Origin of the sequence: Nostoc sp., from assembly GCF_036916735.1 — a bacterium.
Classification (GTDB): domain Bacteria; phylum Cyanobacteriota; class Cyanobacteriia; order Cyanobacteriales; family Nostocaceae; genus Nostoc.
In genome coordinates this window covers 24,671-48,276 of the sequence record NZ_JBALFV010000070.1, presented here as the reverse complement: position 1 = coordinate 48,276, position 23,606 = coordinate 24,671, and the positions used below count along the sequence as shown (strand labels likewise).

General features: G+C 41.0%; 20 protein-coding genes and 1 pseudogene. 6 read left to right on the top strand and 15 right to left on the bottom strand.

All coding sequences use genetic code 11. The features are described 5' to 3' along the window. Window positions 1-238 precede the first annotated feature (238 nt). Window positions 239-514: a TM2 domain-containing protein gene (locus V7L20_RS17130; protein WP_334745236.1), complete on the bottom strand. Its 276-nt coding sequence runs from the start codon at window positions 512-514 to the stop codon at window positions 239-241. Window positions 515-1,095: 581 nt separating this feature from the next. Continuing rightward, window positions 1,096-2,670: a CPBP family intramembrane glutamic endopeptidase gene (locus V7L20_RS17125; RefSeq protein ID WP_334745235.1), complete on the bottom strand. Its 1,575-nt coding sequence runs from the start codon at window positions 2,668-2,670 to the stop codon at window positions 1,096-1,098. A 142-nt stretch (window positions 2,671-2,812) separates the two neighbouring features. On the opposite strand from V7L20_RS17125, the gene V7L20_RS17120 reads away from it, so the two are divergent. Then, entirely contained in the window at window positions 2,813-3,511 is a 699-nt protein-coding gene (locus V7L20_RS17120; RefSeq protein WP_334745300.1) for a Uma2 family endonuclease, read from the top strand. 154 nt (window positions 3,512-3,665) lie between these two features. After that, entirely contained in the window at window positions 3,666-3,941 is a 276-nt protein-coding gene (locus V7L20_RS17115; RefSeq protein WP_334745234.1) for a hypothetical protein, read from the top strand. 184 nt (window positions 3,942-4,125) lie between these two features. Here the strand turns inward: V7L20_RS17115 and V7L20_RS17110 are convergent. The 5 genes and pseudogenes from V7L20_RS17110 to sufB form a co-directional block, all read right to left on the bottom strand. Next, window positions 4,126-4,758 (bottom strand): annotated as a pseudogene (locus V7L20_RS17110) (Uma2 family endonuclease). A 267-nt stretch (window positions 4,759-5,025) separates the two neighbouring features. Next, the gene (locus V7L20_RS17105) at window positions 5,026-6,288 is read right to left on the bottom strand and encodes a cysteine desulfurase (RefSeq protein ID WP_334745233.1); all 1,263 of its coding nucleotides are present in this window, start codon (window positions 6,286-6,288) and stop codon (window positions 5,026-5,028) included. Between the two features lie 57 nt (window positions 6,289-6,345). Then, window positions 6,346-7,713, bottom strand: a complete 1,368-nt coding sequence (gene sufD, locus V7L20_RS17100; protein WP_334745232.1) for a Fe-S cluster assembly protein SufD — start codon at window positions 7,711-7,713, stop codon at window positions 6,346-6,348. Then, the gene (gene sufC / locus V7L20_RS17095) at window positions 7,713-8,504 is read right to left on the bottom strand and encodes a Fe-S cluster assembly ATPase SufC (RefSeq protein WP_334745231.1); all 792 of its coding nucleotides are present in this window, start codon (window positions 8,502-8,504) and stop codon (window positions 7,713-7,715) included. Before sufC ends, sufD begins: the two co-directional genes overlap by 1 nt. 135 nt (window positions 8,505-8,639) lie before the next feature. After that, entirely contained in the window at window positions 8,640-10,079 is a 1,440-nt protein-coding gene (gene sufB, locus V7L20_RS17090) for a Fe-S cluster assembly protein SufB (RefSeq protein ID WP_334745230.1), read from the bottom strand. A 250-nt stretch (window positions 10,080-10,329) separates the two neighbouring features. On the opposite strand from sufB, the gene sufR reads away from it, so the two are divergent. Next, window positions 10,330-11,016, top strand: coding sequence for an iron-sulfur cluster biosynthesis transcriptional regulator SufR (gene sufR, locus V7L20_RS17085; RefSeq protein ID WP_334745229.1), 687 nt, complete (start codon window positions 10,330-10,332; stop codon window positions 11,014-11,016). 86 nt (window positions 11,017-11,102) lie between these two features. Beyond that, the gene (locus tag V7L20_RS17080; RefSeq protein ID WP_334745228.1) at window positions 11,103-11,363 is read left to right on the top strand and encodes a hypothetical protein; all 261 of its coding nucleotides are present in this window, start codon (window positions 11,103-11,105) and stop codon (window positions 11,361-11,363) included. Window positions 11,364-11,657: 294 nt separating this feature from the next. On the opposite strand, the gene V7L20_RS17075 is transcribed toward V7L20_RS17080, so the two are convergent. Both V7L20_RS17075 and V7L20_RS17070 read right to left on the bottom strand, forming a co-directional pair. Then, window positions 11,658-12,290, bottom strand: coding sequence for a hypothetical protein (locus V7L20_RS17075; RefSeq protein ID WP_334745227.1), 633 nt, complete (start codon window positions 12,288-12,290; stop codon window positions 11,658-11,660). A 347-nt stretch (window positions 12,291-12,637) separates the two neighbouring features. Beyond that, window positions 12,638-12,964 carry a YbjQ family protein gene (locus V7L20_RS17070; RefSeq protein WP_109009512.1) on the bottom strand — a complete coding sequence of 109 codons (327 nt, stop codon included), beginning with the start codon at window positions 12,962-12,964 and terminating at the stop codon, window positions 12,638-12,640. Window positions 12,965-13,569: 605 nt separating this feature from the next. Between V7L20_RS17070 and V7L20_RS17065 the strand changes: the two genes are divergently transcribed. Beyond that, complete coding sequence (locus tag V7L20_RS17065; protein ID WP_334745226.1) at window positions 13,570-14,250, top strand: tetratricopeptide repeat protein; 681 nt, start codon at window positions 13,570-13,572, stop codon at window positions 14,248-14,250. Between the two features lie 2 nt (window positions 14,251-14,252). Here the strand turns inward: V7L20_RS17065 and V7L20_RS17060 are convergent, their stop codons facing one another. The 6 genes from V7L20_RS17060 to V7L20_RS17035 all read right to left on the bottom strand — a co-directional run bounded on the left by V7L20_RS17060 (window position 14,253) and on the right by V7L20_RS17035 (window position 22,534). Further along, window positions 14,253-15,152, bottom strand: a complete 900-nt coding sequence (locus tag V7L20_RS17060; protein WP_334745225.1) for an ABC transporter ATP-binding protein — start codon at window positions 15,150-15,152, stop codon at window positions 14,253-14,255. A gap of 103 nt (window positions 15,153-15,255) precedes the next feature. Further along, window positions 15,256-18,303, bottom strand: coding sequence for an ATP-binding protein (locus V7L20_RS17055; protein ID WP_334745224.1), 3,048 nt, complete (start codon window positions 18,301-18,303; stop codon window positions 15,256-15,258). 517 nt (window positions 18,304-18,820) lie between these two features. After that, the gene (locus V7L20_RS17050; RefSeq protein WP_334745299.1) at window positions 18,821-19,072 is read right to left on the bottom strand and encodes a hypothetical protein; all 252 of its coding nucleotides are present in this window, start codon (window positions 19,070-19,072) and stop codon (window positions 18,821-18,823) included. 2 nt (window positions 19,073-19,074) lie between these two features. Next, window positions 19,075-19,983, bottom strand: a complete 909-nt coding sequence (locus V7L20_RS17045) for a hypothetical protein (RefSeq protein WP_334745223.1) — start codon at window positions 19,981-19,983, stop codon at window positions 19,075-19,077. Between the two features lie 166 nt (window positions 19,984-20,149). Continuing rightward, window positions 20,150-20,926: an RNA polymerase sigma factor SigF gene (locus V7L20_RS17040; protein ID WP_334745222.1), complete on the bottom strand. Its 777-nt coding sequence runs from the start codon at window positions 20,924-20,926 to the stop codon at window positions 20,150-20,152. Between the two features lie 771 nt (window positions 20,927-21,697). Further along, window positions 21,698-22,534 carry a photosystem II manganese-stabilizing polypeptide gene (locus V7L20_RS17035; protein WP_334745221.1) on the bottom strand — a complete coding sequence of 279 codons (837 nt, stop codon included), beginning with the start codon at window positions 22,532-22,534 and terminating at the stop codon, window positions 21,698-21,700. Between the two features lie 656 nt (window positions 22,535-23,190). Here V7L20_RS17035 and V7L20_RS17030 point away from each other — a divergent pair. Then, window positions 23,191-23,538 carry a hypothetical protein gene (locus V7L20_RS17030; protein WP_334745220.1) on the top strand — a complete coding sequence of 116 codons (348 nt, stop codon included), beginning with the start codon at window positions 23,191-23,193 and terminating at the stop codon, window positions 23,536-23,538. The last annotated feature ends 68 nt before the right edge of the window (window positions 23,539-23,606 follow it).

The window sequence follows — 23,606 nt, the reverse complement described above, 5'->3', positions numbered from 1 at the left end:
AAACCCAAGTGTGAAATAAGTAGGTAAGCATAATTACAATAGTAAAGAGTAAACAGTTATCAGTTAACGCCGATATGGTGGAGAAGTTAAACCCAATTATCAAAACTTTTAACTATTTACAGATAACTGTTAAATATAAGATCAAACCTCACTTTCAATCCCTCTCCTTACTAAGAAGAGGGAAGCTGAAGGCATGGTGAGATTTTATATTTAATTTGATTCACTTACTTATAAATTTTTAGAACCAGCCCTGCTTATTCACAAAGTAAGTATTTACAAATTCTTCAGGGGGCTTATTCAAGTAAATCATGCCTTCAATTAAACCTACAAGTAGCATAATTAACAAGGTAACTCCGTAGGTGAAAGAACCTCCCACTACAGAAATCATTAACATGATAAAGCCTTCTGGAGCGTATCCTAGAATAAATTTATGAATCCCAAATCCTCCAAGGATAATGGCACAGTAACCAGCTAGAAGTTGTTTGGTAGGGTGACTGGGGTTGAGGTTTGACATAACGTTGCTCCTTGATAAATGAAGTATAAAAATAAAGTCTTTATTGTTGTAATCAAAGCAAATACATTTATTTGCTTAATACATATATTTTTCATTTTTTCAGTATAAGTAAGCTCCAAGACAAAAAACTAAAATCAGCGTGCTTCTATTTCAGAGAAACGCTAAAATGTCTTCCGGCATAGCCGGAAAATCTGGTACTCCTTAATAACTTTATGGTAATTTGACGATCACAAACTCTGGTGCGGCAATTTTACTTTATCTTGAGAAGAATGAACCTCAATAATCAGCAAAAACTGCTACACCACTTTTTACAAGTCCATCAGTATTATTTCCGGATTTTTTTGCGTAGGCGTAGCTTCTCGTAGACATCACTTCCATTCAGCGTGAAATGCCATCGGATCAATAACGAGATCAGTTATGGACTAAGGACTCTGCATTGCGGTTTAATTTGCTTTTGCCATTATCGAATTGGCTTTTGGGCTAGTATTTATGCTTGTAAGCAATTGTAACTAGTAAATTTTTTCTTACTTATGCAGATAAAATCAGATATTTATCTTTCTGACAACAGTATAAATTTTGTGCTAATTACTACCTAAAACAAATAAACTTAATAATGTACCACTATTCCATAGGCTGTGGAGGAGCATAGGAGCAAGGAGGTTGCGCGATCGCGTGTAAACGACCCCTAAGACAATCCCCAATGCAGTGAGGGGAAGAATTTCCGACAAGCTAAGGTGAGCGATCGCAAACAATAAACTACTGGTTAGAATCGCTCCCCACACGGGTAAGTAGCGAGTCAGAGAGGGTAACAAAAAGCCGCGAAATAGAATTTCTTCAAAAAATGGAGCAGCGATCGCTGCTGTGGAGAAAAATATGCCAAGTGCTACACCATCTTGGCTTTCCAGCGCTAATTGCAACAGGGGGTTACTACCACCCTGTCCTTGCCATAGCTGTTGATTGATCAAAGATACCACCACAACTATAGGTAAAGCCGCGCAATAGCCTCCCAGTCCCCACAAAAACCAGTTATCTTGAAAACGGAAGCGAAACCAAAATTCTGGTAATGGAAAAAAGCGCTTGAGAGAAAAATACAGCACTAACAGCGCACCTGATGCTACCAGTAAGTAACTAACTAAAACATAAAAAGCCTGAAGTCGCACATCACCCACAGGACGAGGGATGGGGAGCAGCGATAGTAATAAAGGCACAAAAATTTGCCCCATGAAGAAAAAGCCGACGATAAAAACCTGCAAAATCGTTTCACCATCCCAAGGTGTTGACCAAGGGACATCAGCATTTTGAGCTAGTAACGAGGCTTTTCCTTTCAACAAGCGTTGAGCAAATAAGAAAATCAGCAGTATTAGACCATTTAAAGCTGCCAAGGTGGGGATAGTGCCAATAACTGCTAATTTGATCACTGCTTGAGTAGCAGATTCTTGTTGTGCAGCTTTAACTACTGATAAAGCATCTTGTCGTTGCTGGAGTTGGTATAGCTGAACCAAAGCAGTAGAGCGGAACCAACCTTCTAAATTCTTTTGAATCTGTTCTTGAGAATTTTGGAGCAGACGAGGAGGATTGCTCCACAGTCCACTCAATACAGCTGCGGTTTCTCCAAATTCTGGATTGATATCTGAGCGTTGTTGTAATTCGCTCCAAGTTTTGAGAGCTGTATCGGTCTGTCCTTGCTGTGCTTGTAAAATTCCCAGGCGTAAGTCTAATTCAGCCAGTAATTTTTGTAATTGCTTAAGGGACTGCTGTAACTGTTGCTGTCCCTGTTTAGAAGTTTTAGTAGTGGGAGGAACCTCAGGTAGAGGTTTCGGAGGTATGGGAGTTATTTCAGGTTGAGAGCGTAATTGTCCAAGTTTATTGTTAACTTTGTCTAAATTAGCTTCAACTGATTGACGCGCCTCTTCATATTGCTTTGTGGCGCCCTCCAGGGGTTGGTCACCAAGTATTGCTTCCTGAATTGCTTGGAGATTGCGATTGCTGCTATCTTCTGATTGCCAAGCTTGGGCTTGTAGAGCAATATTGGTTTGGTATAGTTCCAAGCGACTTTGAAACTGAGGTTCTTGCCAACTACCGAATAAAGCCGAAACTGCCAACAGAACTGCTATCGGCGTCAGTACAAAAATTAAAACCAACCGCTTGAGTGTCATTTATCCCCCTTTAACTGACCAGTAGGGAGCGCGTCCCCCTTGGGAATTATCGCAAGAAAAAGTCAGAGGTGGATAGATATCATCATTATAAGTTTGCTATGAATCTGCGATGTCTATGACGGGCTACGCCTACGCACCCACCATGTTAAATTACAACCCATTGCACTGCTTACCCTCCGCCGAGGATCTGCCCGATTCTGACGATGAACCTGTGGATAATCAATTACAACATTTGATTCCGGGCTTGCTAGAAGCCATCTTAGCTTGGCTGTGGACAAGCCGGATGGATTGGTTTTTTGGTGTTGATATGGGGATATATTACAATCCCGAATTACCGCCGATTGTGCCTGATGGATTTTTAAGTTTAGGAGTCGAGCGAGTTTTTGATGAGAACTTGCGTTTAAGTTATGTGTTGTGGGAAGAAAAGGTGATGCCAATTATGGCATTAGAAGTTGTTTTTCACAGACGGCGTGGGGAATACACTAGCAAAAAGAAACTTTATGCTGAGATGGAGATTTTGTATTATGTTGTCTACAATCCCCAACGCCGGAGAAAACCACCTTTAGAAGTTTATCGCTTTGTAAATGGTGAATATGTATTGCAGCCAGGAAATCTAGTTTGGTTATCAGAGATAGGTTTAGCAATTGGTTATGAACGGGGAACCTATCAGGGAATTACGCGAGATTGGTTGTATTGGTATGACAAACAAGGAGTCAGATATCTAACACCAGAAGAACGGGCGATCGCTGCCGAACAACGCGCTACCACTGCTGAACAACGCGCTCAAAGGCTAGCAGAAGAATTGCGAAAGTTGGGGATAGATCCAGATTCTTTGAGTTGATTTTGTGATTATATCAAACACCCTAGAAGAGTGCGGCTATAAGAATGAAGTCTACTTTGTCGGTTATAGATATATCCAACAGTTTTTCACTTAGATTTTATGTAAATTAAATTACGATAAAATACTAATATCTTTAAGTCAAGCGAAGAACAATATGAATAGCAATGCTAAGGAGGATGTCGGAGGTCAAAGAAATGTTAATACGTTTATGTATCTTAAACAGGCAAGCCGTGTTCTTCTGAATCAAGCAAAAGCAAATCAAGAAGGCTCTTTTTACAACTATATGACCAGTATGCTGACATCAGTTTTTTATTTGGAAGCTTATCTGAATCATTCAGGATTTAAATTTTATGGAATTAGAGAAAATAATAGCTACTGGAAAGATTTTGAGAAACTTAACCCCGATAAAAAACTAGAAAAATGGAGTTAGATGATATGTTTCAAAATAGACTATGGACGCAGACCATTTCAAACATTTAAAGAGATTTTTAAATTCCGAAACAAACTTGTTCATGGTAAGTATGTAGCACTGTTCTTTGTTCAGCAGGCGTTGACTTGACTAGCATATCTTAGAAAAAATCAACCAATAATTATATTTATCAATGAGATACGCTTTAACCTATCTTCCCCCGCACCCAAGCACGGAAGGATTCCACCAAATCAATTTCATCCATAGTTTTACTTTGCTGGATAAATCTATTCATATCACTAACAGAAATTAAATGAAAAACTATACTAAAGTTAATCTCAATATATTGGCTTTCTACTAATTGATAAAATTTTAAAACTTCACCGTTGTATCTCCATAATTCTCCGACACCTAGAGCCGCATAGATATTAAATTTATTAACATAACTGCTAGTAATATCAATTTCAACTGCTAAATCCGGTGCTGGATCTGTTGTTAAATCTAATTCTTGTTTACCTCTAATTAGTGGCTCATTTTGAATATAATAGCAACTATTGGGTTCTATTCCCTTTGCTATTGGTTTACGTTTTAATGTTGTAGAACCAGCACTTCTAATTTTAGTTTTTAATTCCACTGCTAAAGCAAATATAAATCGGTCAAACTGAATTTTAGGATTTTTATGCTCAAAAAGAGGAGTCATGATTTCTATAACACCGCAATCATAAGCAAACCGAGAACCTCTATCCTCACCTGTATCTCTCAGTAAGGCTTCAAAAGTTTCCTAGTTAACGTTGTCTAAGACTGTTCTTTGTTCTGCAAGGGTTAACTTAACAAGCATATTACAATCCTTTTTACATCAGTATCTTAGATAAAATCTCGATGATTTTACCTATCTCATTAATATAATACTCGCCCAAGTCAATTTCAAGCACTTGCCAATGAGCTTGAGAAACTTCCAGTTAGTTCTAGTGATGACAATACCATAAATTGTCTGAATGTTATTGCCCTCACGTGTCATTAAACTTCAGATAATTAAATTGTGCCAAATATTAGCAAGATAGATTGCTGATATTTGGCACAATTAGAATCTGAATATTTCGTAACTTTAATCAAGGAAACCTGCAAAAAAGTCCAGAGTTTCCTTCAGTGCTTTGATGAAAATATCAATTTCTTCACGGGTATTGTAGAAAGATAGACTTGCTCGCGCAGTTGCAGCAAGACCTAAATAACGGTGTAATGGTTGAGTACAGTGGTGTCCAGAACGGATAGCAACGCCTTCTTGATCTAATAATGTAGATAAGTCATTGGCGTGGACTTCCCCGGTGGTGAATGACGCAAGAGCTGCTCTACCTTCACCTTTAGCATTCGGTTTGGGGCCATAAATTCTAATTTGGGGAATTTGCTCTAATTGTTGGAATAAATAAACTGTTAATTCTGCTTCGTAGGCGTGGATGTTATCCATGCCAATACTGCTAAGATAATCTATTGCAGCACCAAGTGCGATCGCTTCTCCAATTGCAGGTGTACCAGCTTCAAATTTATGTGGTAATTCTGCATAAGTGGAATGGTCTAAATACACCTCTGCTATCATTTCACCACCACCAAAAAATGGTGGCATTGATTCTAACATTTCTAACTTGCCATACAGAAATCCTATTCCAGTTGGAGCGCACATTTTGTGACCGGAAGCTACCAACCAATCACAATTCATTTGCTGCACATCGACAGGGTAGTGGGGAACACTTTGGCAAGCATCAACTAAGAATTTAGCACCGTATTTGTGAGCGATCGCACCAATTTCTTTCACGGGATTAAGACAACCCAAAGTATTAGAAATATGCACCACTGACACCAACTTTGTTTTGTCAGAAATCAGCTTTTTAAACTGTTCCAAGTTAAAAGTTTCTTCTGGTGTCAGTTCCACAAATTTCAGTACTGCACCTGTTTTTTGCGCCACTAATTGCCAAGGCACAATATTACTATGGTGTTCCATCACCGAAAGAATAATCTCATCTCCCGGCTGCAAATTATTCATTCCCCAGCTATAAGCTACTAAGTTAATCGCCTCACTTGCATTGCGCGTATAGACGATTTCCTGACGCGATGCAGCATTGATGAATTTGGCAACTTTATCTCGCGCACCTTCATAAGCATCGGTAGCTTTAGCACTCAGGATATGAGCGCCTCGATGCACGTTAGCATTATAGTGTTCGTAATAATCCCGTAGGGTATTTAACACCAACAAAGGCTTTTGTGATGTCGCAGCATTATCGAGATAAACCAGGGGTTTCTCATTGACTTCCTGATGCAATATCGGGAAGTCAGCACGAACTTTATCAGCAAGGGTTTTGGTAGAGGTAAAAGTCATTGGTAGATTAGTTATTAATTAGTAGAGACACGATTAATCGCATCTGTACAATGGTCATTAGTCAGTAGTCAGAGACTTAAGATTATTGACTGTGTTTAACAGGATTTCTCGCAGAGAAGGAACTGGTATTTGGTTGATGATTTCGGCAGCGAAGGCGTTAATTAATAACTTCCGAGCATCGTTTTCATCAATTCCCCGACTTTGTAGATAGAATATTTCATCATCTTCCAATTGGCTAACGGTAGCACCGTGGGCGCATTTGACATTATCGGCAGTAATTTCCAATTGGGGTTTAGTATCAACTCTGGCTTTTGATGATAATAGCAAATTGCGATTCAACTGGGCTGCATTTGTCAATTGGGCTGGTTTGGGTACAAAAACTTTACCATTGAATACCGCATGAGCGCGATCGCCGACAATACATTTATGCAATTGCTCACTTGTACCGTGAGGATAATTAAGTGCGATCGCACTGTGAGTATCCGCCAACTGCTTCCCAGTAATCACCGTCAAACCATTGAGAGTAGTTTGTGTCTGCTCACCAGTTTGCAAAATCTCCAAATTGTGCCGTGACAACTTCGCACCTAAAGTTATGGCATGACAAGTATATCGACTATCACGAGCTTGGGCGATCGCAGTTTTCCCAATATGAAAAGCCTCTGCACCTTCTTGCTCAACCCTAGTGTGACTCACCTCAGCATTGTCAGCAACCCAAATTTCTGTAACCGCGTTAGTAAAATATACTCCCTCTTTCTCTGCGCCTCTGCGGTTCGTATACTCCTCAACCAACGTCACCTGCGAACCACTTTCCGCCACCACCAAACAACGCGGCTGCGAAATCGTTGCATTCTCACCCGCAACCGAAATAAACACCAAATGAATTGGCGTTTCAACTACCACATTCTTCTTCACCCACACCACAGCAGCATCAGTTATTCCAGCCGTATTGAGAGCAGTAATAACTTCCTGCGCTCCCTCAGCTTGAGCTAAATACTGCCGTACACCCTCCTGCTCAAGCGCAGACAAAGCAGCCAAATTACTCACCACAATTCCAGATGGTAAATCTGTAACTGCGGATAACTCCGGTGCAAAAACACCATTAACAAATACCAAACGACTATTAGCCGCTTCTGGCAAGATATCAAATTCTAGAGATGGAAAATTTCCCGTCTCTAGATTAAATTGCACCTTTCGCAAAGACGACAAATCAGTAAATCGCCATTCTTCCTCGCGGGTAGTAGGGATAATCGAGTGACGTACCCAATTAACAGCACTTTGGCGTAATTCCTGCAACCAACCTTCTGTTTTCGTTGCTGTTACTTGATTTAACAACCCAGTCAGATAATCATCTCTATCTAACAGAGTCGATGTCAAACTAACTGCATTTGAATTAGGAATAGGACTAGGAGATACTTTAATACTCATTACACACCCACCTCAGCAGATGCAAATTCTGCCAGCACCCAGTCATAACCGCGAGACTCTAATTCTAATGCCAGTTCCTTACCACCACTGGTAATAATCCGTCCCTGTGCCATTACATGCACAAAATCAGGCACTATATAATCAAGTAACCTTTGATAGTGAGTAATCAAAATTGTAGAATTTTCTGGACTTGCCAGTTGATTTACCCCATTCGCTACAATTCTAAGCGCGTCAATATCCAAACCCGAATCAGTCTCATCCAAAATTCCCAACTTTGGTTCTAGCAGAGCCATTTGCAGAATTTCATTCCGCTTCTTCTCACCACCAGAAAACCCTTCATTCAAACTCCGACTGAGAAAGCTGGAATTCATCTTCACTACATCCAGCTTTTCCTCAATCAAATCGTCAAAATCAAAAGCGTCTATTTCCTCTAAACCTTGCGCCTTGCGACGGGAATTGTACGCCACCCGCAAGAAATCTAAATTGCTTACACCGGGAATTTCTAACGGATACTGAAACGCCAAAAATACACCACTTCTGGCGCGTTCCTCCGGTTCCAATTCCAACAAATTTTGCCCCTGAAAAATTATCTCACCACCAGTCACCTCATACGCCGGATGCCCAGCCAACACCTTAGAAAAAGTACTCTTACCAGAACCATTCGGCCCCATAATCGCATGAATTTCACCCGATCGCACCTCCAGATTCACACCCTTAAGAATCGGTGTCCCATCAACATTAGCCGTCAGATTCCTTACTGACAGCACAACTTCACTATTTTCAATAATCATCTTCTCTCCCTTCCCATTCTCTGCGCTCTCTGCGCCTCTGCGGTAGCCTGCGGCAAGCCGCTGCGCGTCTACGTTATTCTTCCAAAAATAAACACAGAACACGGATGTCGTCTCTGTGTTTATCCTTGCCTCCATTTATCCAACACTGCCTTCCAACTTCAAACTCAACAACTTATCAGCTTCCACCGCAAATTCCATTGGTAACTGATTGAAAACATCCTTACAGAAGCCGCTAACCATCATTGAGATGGCATCTTCTGCTGAAATACCCCGTTGAGCGAAGTAGAACAGTTGATCTTCCCCAATCTTGGAAGTAGAAGCTTCATGCTCCACCTTTCCACCGTTATTTTGCACCTGGATGTAGGGGAAAGTGTTGGCATGGGCGTTATCTCCAATCAGCATTGAGTCGCACTGGGAATAATTTCTTGCCCCTTTCGCTGTCGGGTTAACTTTCACCAAACCCCGGTAGCTATTACTAGAATTACCTGCGGAGATTCCTTTAGAAATAATTGTACTGCGGGTATTCTTACCTACGTGAATCATCTTTGTACCCGTATCGGCTTGCTGCATATTATTTGTCAGCGCCACCGAATAAAACTCACCCACAGAGTTATCCCCTACCAAGACGCAGCTAGGATATTTCCAAGTAATTGCCGAACCTGTTTCTACTTGAGTCCAGGAAATTTTGGAATTTACGCCCTGACACAAACCGCGCTTGGTAACAAAGTTGTAAATACCGCCTTTACCGTTAGCATCGCCAGCGTACCAGTTTTGGACAGTAGAGTATTTAATTTCGGCGTTGTCAAGGGCGACGAGTTCCACAACGGCGGCGTGCAGCTGGTTGCTATCGTACATCGGTGCGGTGCAACCTTCCAGGTAAGAAACATAACTACCTTCTTCAGCGACAATCAAAGTCCGCTCAAATTGTCCCGTATCACCAGAGTTGATGCGGAAGTAGGTAGACAGTTCCATTGGGCATTTCACGCCTTTAGGAATGTAGACAAAGGAACCATCGCTAAATACGGCGGCGTTTAAGGCGGCAAAATAGTTGTCACCTACAGGAACAACGCTACCCAGATATTTTTTGATTAGTTCTGGATATTCTTGCAACGCTTCTGAAATTGGGCAGAAAATAACGCCGTCTTCCGCTAGCTTTTCTTTAAATGTAGTGGCGACAGAGACGCTATCGAAAATCGCATCGACGGCGACGTTTGCCAGTCGCTTTTGTTCAGAGAGGGAAATGCCTAATTTCTCGAAGGTTTCTAAAAGGGTTGGATCGACTTCATCCAAGCTGTTTAGTTTTTCCTTCTTGCGTTTTGGCGCTGAGTAATAAATGATATCCTGATAATTGATTGGCGGATACTTGACATTGGGCCAAGTTGGTTCCGTCATTTTTTGCCACTGGCGATAAGCCTTGAGGCGAAAGTCCAGCATGAACTGCGGCTCGTTCTTTTTGGAGGAGATCAAGCGGATAACGTCCTCGTTTAGTCCACGCTCAATTGTGTCGGCCTCAATGTCTGTGACAAAGCCGTACTTGTAGGGTTGGTTGACTAAGGATTTGACAGTGGCACTCATCGGTAATAATCTCTAGTGTTCGGAACTTGAATCTTTATAAGGATGGGAGTTGGGCTTTTGTTTAGCCGATTCCCATCTCGGATTACGGAATGGTTACACGGCTGCTAGAATAGTGGTGGAGAATAAAACAACAGATTTGTTGTTTAAGTTATCTTCATTTTACGCTAAATTAACAACAACAATGTTGTCAAAGTCAAATTTTCAAAGAAATTTTTGGGACGTTCGCTGAACGTCTTGCAGCAACTATAAGATGGCGACTACCCACCAGTCCTCAACCAAGCAAGATATCCTAGAGTATCTGCACAAACACGAAAAAGCAACGGCTTTAGAGCTAGCTGAACTTTTAGACGTTACCCCGCAAGCGATTCGTCGCCATCTCAAGGATTTGGAGACGGAAGGGCTAGTTTTGTATTCGACATCAGCGCAGGCGGCGGGGATGGGGCGTCCGCAGCACCTTTATCAACTGAGTCGCCAAGGACGCGATCGCTTGCAACGCACAATGAGCGATCGCTTTGGTGATGGCCACGGAAATTTTGCGGTTTCGCTGCTAGACACCTTAGCCGAAACGGTAGGACACGATCAATTTAAATCGATTTTACAAAAGCAGTGGGAGCGCAAAGCATTAGAATATCGCGATCGCGTGGGTAATGGTTCACTGCAAGAACGTGTAGCTAACTTAGTCGAGTTGAGAAAAGCAGAAGGCTTCATGGCAGAGTATCATCCTGTTGATGTGAATGATTCTTTTGAGAGCGATCGCTTTATCTTAATGGAGCATAACTGCGCTATTTCCAACGTTGCCGAGTCTTTCCCCAGCATTTGTGGTCACGAATTAGAAATGTTTGCTGCTGTCTTACCTGATTGTACCGTAAAACGCACCCACTGGATTATTGATGGTCAACATCGTTGTGGGTATTCAGTACAAGTTCGCCATCATTAGTCATTACTCATTTGTCATTAGTCCTTTTTTAATAACTAATGCTCAATACCCAACTAACTTTGAGATAATATTTTATTTTTTCATTTATGGACGTACCACCACAGCAACCATCAGCACAATTTTTAACTCTAGAAGAGTCAGCAAAAGTAGATGCTGCCTTGTTGTCTTCCCCAGAAAAGTTTTTAACAAGATTGACAATTTCATCACTGAAGCTTTTGAAGCATATTGCTCAAGAGTACGGTATTGATATTGAAGATTTAACAGCACAACAAGTAATTGCCTGGTTTGAAAAAGATGGCAAAATTCGACGTGAGCAGGGAATTGAAGGTTCATACCTGAAATGGTGAACTGTGGTACTAAAGTTTGCATTTTCGGTATAGCCTAAAAATAGCTCTACGTAACGCAATACCGTTCAGTAGAGACGCGAAATTTCGCGTCTCTACAGGTCAAAAATCAGTACCAAAAATCCTTAACTGAACTGTATTGCTACGTAACGCCAACAGTAATCACCTTTTGTTCTATGTTTATCTGTGGTTAATTATTTTTTCTGTACCTTACCTATATGGGAACCACTATAAACAAAAAGCACCTGGAAAAAGGTGCTTTTAAAGTTGATAACATTTTGTTTATCAAACAATTATTTAAGCATTATAATTGTTAGTCCGAGGACTACGAGTTCCAGTTGCAGCTCCAATCATAGAAGCTATTAAACCCAACAATGAACCGAATACAAACCACCACAATCCTGAACGTAAATTAGCTGCTGCATCACGAGCTTGTTGGGCACTGATGTTTGCTTGTGGTACATTAATACCACCTTGCTGTTGTACCTGATTTATGACTTCCCCAGCGTTAGAAGCAGCTACACCAAAAGCACCAGAGACTCCGCTTGCTAACAGCCATGAGCTAACTGCCAAAGTCGTTGCCCAAAGAATTGCGCCGTTAAGAAGAGCTGTATTGCGGTTCATCGGCCCACAAGCACGGGCTGTAACCCAACCACCAGTAAATAGGGAAATTAGTAAAGCGATAGTCGACCAAAGCCCTGCATTACCCGCAGCGTTAGGGGCAATTGATCTGGGTGCACCTGAACCTTCAACTGTGCCTGCCGCAACCGCACCAATTATAGCGCTCAAAATTAATTGAGTAGCTAAAGCAACCAATAAACCGGAAATAATCGGCCCCCAGCGAACAAGATCATGATATTCACTGACTCGGGTTGCTATTACAGACTCAGTAGGAATACCTTCATTACCTGTGCGATTTACGTATGACATAGCTTATGTTCTCCAGTGCTGTTTCAGCAAAGCTGCTGCTCAGGTATACTTATGTTTCTACTAATTATTAAATAGCTAAATCATCTGTTTTTCTATCTATCAATAGAAATATTTAATTAATCTATCTTTAGTGAGAAAAAACCAAAAACTTTAACAATTTTTAATACAACTCTATATTTATTATTTAATGATTGTTTAGAGCTTTTATAGATAGACTATTAAATTAAAATACAGTTATTAACTTCCTACAAGAATTGCTCTGAGATTTTGAAAAATTAGACTTAATACAAAACTTTGGAACTCTTATTAAAAAATCCTAACAAAGTAATTAGACAACCAATAAAAGATTAACGCATCTTTACAGCAGTGCCTGTGGCGGTAATCAGCAAAAGAACTCCTGACTGGTCAATATTGATTGTGCCAGTATCAATCTCAATCCCAATCACAGCATTTGCTCCTAAACGTTGTGCTCGTTGTTCTAATTCTTCTAATGCCTTGCGTTGACCTTGCTCAAATAGACGCTCATAGCTACCAGTGCGTCCACCAATAATATCTCGAATACCTGCCAAAAAATCTCGCAAGAAATTGCTGCCGTAGACTACTTCTGCTGTCACAATACCTAAATATGACTCAATAACAGCTCCTTGAATTACATCAGTGGTAGTTATAATCATAAATTAGCCTCCTAGATGGCATATATGTTAATATTTATTATTAAAACACACATACAAAACTAGTTTGTATCGACACAAGCTTAATAAACATTCTCTCACGCAATTTTAGATTAAAAACACATTTGCGCTCTTACTTAGGGATAAAAAACTAGTATTTAAGGAACATTTAGCTTGTTAAATTGATCTTATCGTGTGATCTCCAGGAAAGGATATAAGCGCCTCGATAGCAGCTTCTTAAAGGGTAGTAGAAAAGTGTGAGCAATTGAATACACACTCAGCAAATTATTCAAGAAAACAACTGAAATTGGCGGCTAGCTTTCTAAAATTCAGCTAAATGCCTGTTGGATTTTTCTAATTAATACGTATAAATACTGATAAAAATGTAATTTTGCCAGCATACGGATTTACATGTAAGTAAATTAATCCAAACTTGATATCTTACACTTCATAATTCAGTAAAAACTCTGTAATGTGTGCTGATGTAAAAGAAAGAGTCAATGAATTATTAACATCTTAATTAATACGAAGAAATACAGTTTTCAAAAGTCCATATTTTTGTTTTAATGTACAAGAAAAAAGTCCTCTAAAATTTCAGGAAATTTACTGTGTACAAGCCAACATCATTTGTGCTGAGTGTGGTGTTATTAGGATGTTTTTCCTTGACTATACCTTCAGTGGCTCAGGCTCAGGTCTTAGTGGCGCAAGGCAAAAACCCAGAGTTGAAACAACTACTAGAAGAAGGACGGAGGTTAGTGGATACGGGCGATTATGGTGGTGCGATCGCAGTTTATCAGCAAGCAGCTAGGCTAGATGCCAAAAATGCTAAAATTCATTCAGGTATTGGGTATTTATACGCACAACAGGGAAATTACCAGGCGGCATTAACATCTTATCGTCGTGCGATCGCTATTAACCCTAACAATAGTGATTTTTACTACGCCGTGGCTTACATCAAAGCGAATTTGGGTGACACGCGTGGGGCAAAAGAAGGCTACCGTCGGGCTATACAGCTAAACCGTAACAACGTTAACGCCTATTTAGGATTGGCTGTAACACAATCTCGGATGGGAGACTATAATGCTGCTAGCTGGGCATACCAACAAGCAATCGAATTGGATAAGAATAACGCCCAGACTTATGAGTTAATGGGTTCGATGTATAAACAGCGCCGACAAACCAAACAAGCAAACAGCTTGCTTCAAAAAGCCCGTGACTTGTACAAGCGGCGCAATGACTCAGATGGCGTCAACAGGGTAGAAGCCATGCTGCGACAGTTAGGAGGATGAAATTAATCTAACTGGCGTCCCGTTAATTCCACAAAAATATCTTCCAGATTAGAGGGACGCACCATCATTCCGGTTTTATCGAGCTGTTCATTAAAATAGATATTTGCTGCTTCCAAAGATGGGAAAAACAGATATTCCCAACTACGAGCACCATCACTTCCCACATTAGATAGACCTAATTGTTTCATCACCAAACCTTCACCGTGAGCTGAACGCAGCTGTTGTAAAGTTCCTAAAGAAATCAGCTTACCGCTATCCATAATACCGATGCGTCCTGGCTTGGTAGAACCAAAAGCATTGCACAAGAATTCGACCTCATCCATATAATGGGTCGTCAGTAGCATCGTCATTCCCTGCTTATTCAAATCTCGAATAATTTCCCAAAGCCGTCGCCTAGTTTGGGGGTCTAGTCCTACCGTTGGTTCATCCAAAAACAGAATTTGCGGTTGATGTAATAAAGCTCTGGCAATCTGCAATCGTCGTTTCATACCCCCAGACAGAGTTTTTACCAAATCATTACGTTTTTCTGCTAACTCAACATACTCTAGCCATTGATTAATCAATTTTTGTCGCTGTGGGTTGCTAATGTGATGTAGTCTCCCATGAAATTCCATATTTTCCCAAACGCTTAAATCATTATCCACACTGGTTTGCTGCAAGACTACGCCAATACTCTGTTTTGCCAGCATTGCTTGGCTCATCACATCATATCCACCTACTTCTATCCGTCCTTGGGAGGGTTTTGTTAGTGTAGTTAGCATCCGAATTGTGGTTGATTTACCCGCACCGTTCGGACCTAGTAAAGCAAATATTTCCCCCGCTTCAATTTGGAATGACAGGTCATTGACTACAGGTACATTGTTGTAAAACTTGTAGACATTTTCTAGAAAGACAGCAGTCATAGTTATTTTGCTCCAATTAAAAATTTAAAATCACTAATTGATGGTCGCAAGCCGACCCTCCCTGCGGGAAGCCGCAGAAGCTTTTACACACTTATCTTGAAATTTAATTTCTCTTGGCGATTATATCTAGAATGACTGTAACTAATGTGTCTGGGTCTATTGGTTTTGCGACGTGCTGCTGAAATCCGGCGGCTAGAGCTTGTTGGCGATTAACTTCTCCAGCATAAGCCGAGAGGGCTAAAGCCAAAATTTGCCCTCCTTGTTCGGGTGGCATGGCTCGAATTTGTCGAATCAGCATATAGCCATCTATCTCTGGCATTCCAATGTCACTCAACAAAATATCTGGTGGTGATTGCTCTATTGCTTGCAGTGCTTCTATTGCCGATGTTACAATACTAACCTCTGCTCCCGCCTGCTCAAGGACAAAGCCTAAAAAATCACGGATATCTTCATCATCATCAACGATTAGTAACCGTATTCCTGTCAGAGGTGAGGTATTAAAAGTAAAAAAAGAGCAGTCCTTTTGCAATTTCTGGCTAAAACCTTGTGCTTTCATCAAGGGAAGCTTGACATTAAAGATGGCTCCCTGTCCTTCTCCAGGACTTTCTACTTGAATAGTACCCCCATGCAGTTCAACTAGATGACGCACGATCGCCAGCCCTAACCCTAGTCCGCCAAACTTCCTAGTTGTTGTTGCATCCGCCTGACGAAAGGATTCAAAGACGTAGGGCAGAAAGTCAGGATTAATACCTTTACCCTTATCGCTAACAGTAATTTGAGCCTGCGAGTCTTGGCACTCTAACCGAATTTCGACCCGTCCACCAGCGAAACTAAATTTTACAGCGTTATTAAGCAAATTCCAAAATATTTGCTGTAAACGAGCAGAGTCTCCCAAAATCTGCCCAATATTTGGGTCAAATAGTCTCTGAATTTGAATTGACTTCGCTTCTGCTGCTAAACGCACGGTTTCAATAGCCGCTTCAATCGTCGATGCCAAGTTAACAGGAGCCATTTCTAAATTAAGTTTGCCAGATAAAATCCGAGAGACATCTAACAAATCTTCAATTAATTGTGCCTGGAGTTTGGCATTGCGCTCGATTGTTTCCAAAGCAATAGCTGTTTTTGCGGCATTTAATGTTCCATTGCGAAGCAACCTAGACCAACCCAGGATAGGATTAAGGGGCGATCGCAATTCATGTGATAGCACTGCCAAAAACTCATCTTTAATCCGATTCGCTGTCTGAGCTTGTTCACGCGCAGCTTGCTCACGCAATAAAAGTTGTTCGCGTTCAGCTTCTGCTTGCTTTTGCTTGGTAATATCGCGTGAAACGACTAAGAGTTGTGCAATAATTCCTGATGCATTTCGGACGGAAGTAATAATTACATCCCACCACTTCGGCTTGCCCTTTGCTGTGGAACAATAGCCCTGAAATTGACCGACATTACCTATTTTGGCCGCAGCGATCGCCGAAGCGGCATTTTCTCGGTCTTCGCCTTCCCATAAATTAATCCACTCAGCGTCAAGAAAGGACGCAGGATCATCAATATCTAGAAGATGCAACCCGCCTTGATTCAAGTAGAGTACCCGCCCATCTAACGTTAAAACTTTGATGCAATCATGACTGCTGTCCAAAATTCGTTGCTTTAACTCTTCACTTTCTCGCAGAGCGGCTTCGGCAAGTTGGCGTTGCGTAGCTTGCTGATAGGCATCACTGATATCCTTGAAAAGGATGGCGACTTGTCGCTGCTGTGGCTGCCCAATGCGGAATGCATAAACGTCGAACCAACGTTGTAGGGCAACAGCGCGATTCTCAAAGCGAACGGGTTCCCCCGTCATAGCGACTTTGCCGTAAATTTCAAACCAATGCTTTTCCAGATTCGGAGCCAGATCGCGCATCCTTTTGCCTTGTACGTCTTTGAGTCCCGTTTGTTTTTCAAAGGACGGATTGATTTCTAAAAAGCGATAATCGTTCGGCGTGTCGTTTTCATCAAATAGCATTTCGATCACGCAAAATCCTTCGTCAATAGACTCAAACAATGTTCGATAGCGTTCCTCAGATCGGCGTAAGAATGATTCTGCAAATTTTTGCTCACTGATATCTGTGTAAGTGCCATACCAGCGAATAATTTGACTGTTTTCATCGAGCATTGGTAAAGCACGGGCATTAGCGATCGCAATCGTCATGTTACCTACCAGCAAATCGAAGAACTTTTGGTAATCCTCCTCAAAAGCCCGGTGGGGATTGATACCCAATACCAAAAATCCAAAAATTTGTTTTTGTCCAGCTGGGATGAGTGGCACGACCCAAGCAGCAGAGGGGGACTTGTCCCAAGCTCCTGTGGGTAAAGCCCCAAACCAAGTTGTTAAATCATCGACGATTGCTGCTTCCCTGGTATGATAAACTTGTGTAAATTTCCATGCATCGCTCTGTTGAGTTAAGTTGACTTTCGATAGAGTTGCTCCTGTTTCCTCAATTGGAGTAGTTGCAACCAACTTTGCACTGCTGCCATCTGCCTCTACCTGATACAGCATCGCAAATGGGATGTCATAAGAATTGGTTGCTAAGGCTTGAATTGCAGACAGACAAGCCATTTGTACAGTCTTTGCTTGAGCCGTTTCTCTACTTAATAAGCTCAAGGTTTGTAAACGGCGATCGCCCAGCACTCGTTTTGTTGTTTCACTAACAATGCAAAAGACTCCGCCAACTTTCCCGCTTTCATCTCGCACGGGGTCGTAGGAAACATCGAAGTAAGTTTCCTCAATGTAACCGTGTCGATTCAAAAAAAATAAATGATCTTGCGCCCAGAATGCAACTCCTGTCGCCCCAACTCCCTTGAGTAAAGGTTCTACAACATTCCAGACTTCGCTCCACACTTCATAAGCAGGGCGACCGAGGGCCCAAGGATGTTTTGAGCCAAGGGCAAGGCGATAGGCATCGTTATAAATCGTGATTAATTCCGAACCCCAGAACAGGCAAATCTGAGCTTTAGAAGCCAGCAAGATGCTAATGGCACTCCGTAAGCTCCAGGGCCAATCAGCCACATCACCCAAAGCAGTCTGTGACCAATCGAGCGATCGCATCAGGCTGACAATTTCGCCACCTTCAGTAAAAACACTGTTAACAGCTATACCTTCTTTTTCAGGTGCCATCGCTGCTAGTCCTGATTGCTAGTTTTTGAGTACACAAGTTTTCAGATCAGTATGTGGGTGCTAAAAAACATACTTAAATTAAGAAATGTAAATTACTTAAAAGCTTCTATTCAAAGCGTTTCTAGCCCTTTACATAAGTTTACACCGTTCGGTTTAATTGTACCTACTTATTTAAATTCAATAATTTGATATTAACTAAAACCAATTACTTGTGAGATTGCTCCCGAATAATTTGCTCAGAGCAAGTTGTCTTACTAAGGAACGTGGATTAAATAAAATGCAAAACTTCATCCTGTATCTAGCTTCCCTCTCCAATATATCGGAGAGGGATTGAGGGTGAAGTAAGCCAGGGACATAAATTGTATGTTATTTAATTCTTATTCCTAAGCTTTTGTGCAGTTTCACAAAGAATTAGTCTGAAGTCGTCATACACTATAGCTCTACTTAGTCATTCATGAACAACAAAATTCCCGATTTATTTGGTAAGTCGGGAATCTAAAATTTCAATTTTCACAAATTAAATAGGATTCATATAGCGATTTTGATAGTAAGCCAAAATTTGGTTAACTCGTTGCCGACTTTCTGAACCAGAGTTTGCTGTCCACGAGATACACAAGCCACCAATTTGACTTTGATTGTAATCAAACTGTTGGGATGACTGGGGAATTAAATCCACTTCTACCCCTTCGACTTGATGTAAATGAGCAGCTATCTCTCTATAGACAGCTAAAGGCAAACCAGCGAATTCAATTTTTTCCTTAGTCTCCATCATTATGAAGCTCCAACATTAAAAGGATTTGAGGGGGGCGTTGTCACTGAAACCGGATTGCCGCTAGTAGATGCGGCTGACGGCGTTGAATTGACAGCCCCTTCCCCTACCATTTTGGCAACTTCAATACCATATTGTTCCAAAATCACGATGGGGTTGTAGCCCTGATTCATTTCAATCCGTTTAATCAGTACGCCATTTGCTAATCGCTGTCCCGCCTGCACATAGCGACTCGTCGGCTCATCCGGTACTTTGATAATTGCCTGTGGTTCCTTACTAATTAGAACTACACCAGTCACAACAACTGCCTTTGCTAACTCAGGTTGTGCTGGCGGTGGCAATACAGATACTAAAGATGGGTTGGGGACAATTTGAGGCAAAACTTTAGGTAAGACTGAAATCAAAGTAGGATTAACTTTTTTTGGTACAGAAGCAACGTTATTTTTTTTCTGATTTACAGAAGCAATCTTATTTTTTTTCTGATTTAAAGCTATGGTGCGTGTTGGAAGTTTTCGGACTATGGTGGGTGTTGGAAGTTTTCGGACTGTTATGGATGGAGTAGGTAGCTTAGGCAAGACGGGAACAGGTCTTCCAGATGTTTTAGGCATTGCGAGAACCGTCTGCCCGAAAAGTTGTGCAAATGGGTCAGCCCGGTCTTTTGATACCTGAACAAACCGTGCCCGCTCTGTAGCATTTGTAGATTGAATCAAGGTAGCAGATGCAGAAGTAATTTGTGAAACCTCTTTAGCTGGTATCACTGGATTTTTAAAGGATTGAGCCGTTGGTGGCGACTTTGCTGCTATTTTGGGAATCGGCGCAGGATTAATCGCTTGTGGTGTATCTTCAGAAGCACATCCAGCGATCGCTAAAGTTAAAATAGCTGCAATTGTAATTTTTAAATTTCTGCCCATGAGTTGTTCTCAAAAGCCATTGAGAAATTGGAAAGTGGAAATCAACATGCCTAAAATTTGGATCAAAGGCTAAGTATGTTCCCTTTATAACCTAACTTTTTACATTTTGAGGGTTATTTTTAGCACTGCCTCCTGGGCATAACTGCGGCTTGAGCTTTATTTGGAATCAATCTTCTGCCACACCCATAAGCTGTTTCATCAAATCCAGACCTTTTTTAACTCTTCGGGAAACTGTTACTACACTGATTCCTAGATGTTGTGCAACTTGTTTTTGTGTTAAATCCTGTAAAAACACACATTCCAACACATCGCGGGTACGTTGTTCTAGCTGAACCAATGCTTGTTGCAAACGAAGTTGGTCTTCTTGTACTAGTTGAAAGCTGCGATAGTTAGGATCTGGAACTAATTCTCCCAAACAGGTAGAGTCTTCTTCTCCATCTTGGATTGGCACATCAAGACTTAAGGGAGCGCGATTTATCCATGCTAATTTAACTTCTTGCCATTCGTTTGGAGAAATCTTTAATGCTGTTGCTAATTCCGAGTCTGTTGGTTGGCGATTATGCTTTTCACGCCAAGAACGTGACACTCCTATTGCTTGCTGTTGCAGTGCTAACCACTTGCGAGGAATTCGCACCGTAACACCTTTATCTCGGAGATAGTGTTGAATTTCACCCCGAATATAGGGAAGCGCATAGGAACTAAAGGCATGTCCCTTGGAAAGTTCAAATTTTTCAATCGCTCTGATTAAACCCAAAGATCCAACCTGGAGCAAATCATCGTAGGTTTCATGACATTGATTCGTCCAGTAGTGAGCTTCTTTTCTCACAAGTCCAAAATTGAGTTTTACCAGCTTATTGCGAACATTTTCTGACGGAGATTGCTGATATTCTCGCAACAACTGCCAAATTTCATGTTTCAGTTCATTGGTGGTTGTGGTAGGCATAGACCTTTGTTTATTAAGTAAATCAACAATTAATTTTTCTCTTTTAAACTCAGCTGCGATCGCACGATCTCAAAGATAATCTTGTGCTATATGCCTTAGCAAATTCTCTAGTAAATAACAACGTTTTTCTAAAGAAAATTCCATAGACTTGCTTGACAATCGAGCAAAGTTTAAATAAGCAAAATTGGTATTTAGTTGGTTATTGCTCTTCAGTATGATCTGTAGTTATTTTTAAAACTACATAGAAATAAAATATAAAATTAGTTACCAAATATCAAACCGAGATTGTACTTAACTTTAATTAATTAATACTCAAGCTAACTTTTATAAACAAAATAACAGTAGCCGGAATTTTATTGCATAAGCAAAAATTTGATTTACAGTAAAATTACGTGTTTATTAAACCAAAATCTATCTAATAATTAAAAATGACTAATATTTTCATAAAATAGTAAGTAAATTTACGCAAAAAATTCCACAAAAGGGGAGATGCCCTTTGTTGGATTTAACCTTCCCCCTCTTTGTAAAAAACACCTAAAAAAGGTAGGGCTGTTTCATTCTTTAAAAGCCTTTTGAAAAGCTGGGAACAAGGTAAGGAAGAATTTTTCTCTTGTCTTTCCTTGAACCTTTGTCTCTTTTCGTCGCTGTAGTGCTTTTATAGGAATGAAACAGCCCTGAAAATGGAGGCAAAAAAGTTAACTTTTGTTATGAAACCTGATGCTTAGAGAAGTATAGTTCTGAATGCCAGTCAGTTACCTAGCTCCAGAGAGTTTAAGCACGAGTCGGTTCAACCCGTGCAAAAAATAGACCGCGAATCTTAACTTCTTTAGGTTCGCCAGCACCTAAATCAGTATCAGATGGCTGTTCACTCAGGAAAGTACCAGCAATTTCACCACTAGAGCTATCGACTTTAGCGATTTGCAAAGAAATCTTGCCATTAAGATTTTCAGCACGCTTGACGTTAGTACGAGTAAGTTCTTCATCATCCGCTTGGGCGGGGAGAGCCACAGCATTATCGTAGCCACTAACGACACCACGACCCTTTGGATCTAGGAAGGCAGCACCACGATAGGAAGGAACTTTGAAAGTGCCTTCAAAGTCCGTAGAGGTGTTAATACTGCTCAAACTGGGTTGGGTTTGAGCAACCAAGTTTTTGATAGTGAAGAGGAAGGGTACTCGCTCACCACCAGGAAGTTGCACAGTGATGGCTTGGAAGTCAAGACCATCAGTTTCCACAAAGGTGAGGCTATTATCTTGGTTGATTTTTAGATCGCCTTGCACCTGGTCAATGGTGGAAGTGTATCTAGTCAACAATTTGCCAGCAACAAATTCTGCTTGTTGGCGTTTATTAGCAGGTTCTTCTTTGATAAAGAAGCTAGTTGGTTCTAAGCAAAGTTCTTTGATGGCATAAGACTGGCTAGAATCAATGGGAATAGAGCCACGGCTTGTTTCTGTTAGTTGGGGGCATTTGTTAGCCAAGCCAGTGCCGCGAATTTGATCGTAAGTGAGTACATCTCTACCACTACTAACAGCAGGAGCATCACTACAAGCAGTTATTAGTCCCAGGCACAAAGCCAAGAATGCAACAATTAAAGCGCGATACCTCATGGTCAACCTCAATCTCAAAAATTAATATCTAAGTTGTAAAACTGCATCGAAGCTTTGATCTTTGACGAGAAGCCATCCTTTATCGGACATTGCATTGCTCTGATTCTTGAGTTGAAACAAGTGTCCAGGCGTATAGGTTGGCAGTCGCCACTCAAACTTTTCTCTGCTAAACGTACTTAAACGTGTCGCTGCTTCGCACTTTGCTCTTGCATATAGCAAAAGCGGCGTCGCCCAAGTCTTGTTGTATCATGTATGTGACGCCACTACATACAGCCCATTGTTTGATGGGTAAATCAGCCAGATCATACGATTTTTTTTAACTCAAAATCAAAGTACTCAAAATTCAACAAAGTTTCATTCTGATCGCATCTAGCTGCTGTGGAGGCTATGATAAAGGTTACTACGCTCTTTTACGAGCGATCGCAATTACTTTTGATAAAGATACAAATCTCAGTAGACCGAAAACTTCTGTGATGCCAACTCTTGGAAAGGCTTGTCTGCGACACGCTACTCGCGTTCGCCAACGGCAAGCGTAGCCATCGCTTTGTGTAGGAGCCTATAGAAGGTTGATTTTCTAGAGGAAATATTGGCAAACTAGGGAAAATTAAAAATCTCCGGTAAATTTGAGTTGACCTCATTTATACGGAAAGGATGGCATGAACAATAATAAAAATCTTGAATCAGGGGAGTTGTCCTGTAAATTGCAAGCGATTGCAACTGTAGTGTATGATGCAGTTCAAGATTACCAAGGCGACAGTATAGCTCTTTTAGCAATGCTTAGGCAATTGGAGCATTTACACCGATATATCCGAGATGGGGTTTTTCAAGAGAGTTTGCCTGTTAACCGTCGGCAACTCTACTCACTACTGAAAGATATTGAGTCTGAGGGAGGCTGGCCTTATATTGAGCGCATGAAACTACAAGCCTTTTTAGCGAATTTGCCACAAGAGGTTCCCGCAGAAAATAATCATGAAGTTTTGGAGAGTGATCGCTCATGCGGGTGATCATCTTGAAATAAATTTCTAGCTGTAAATTAATAACTCTGATCGCCTCATCAACCGCTAAACCAAGA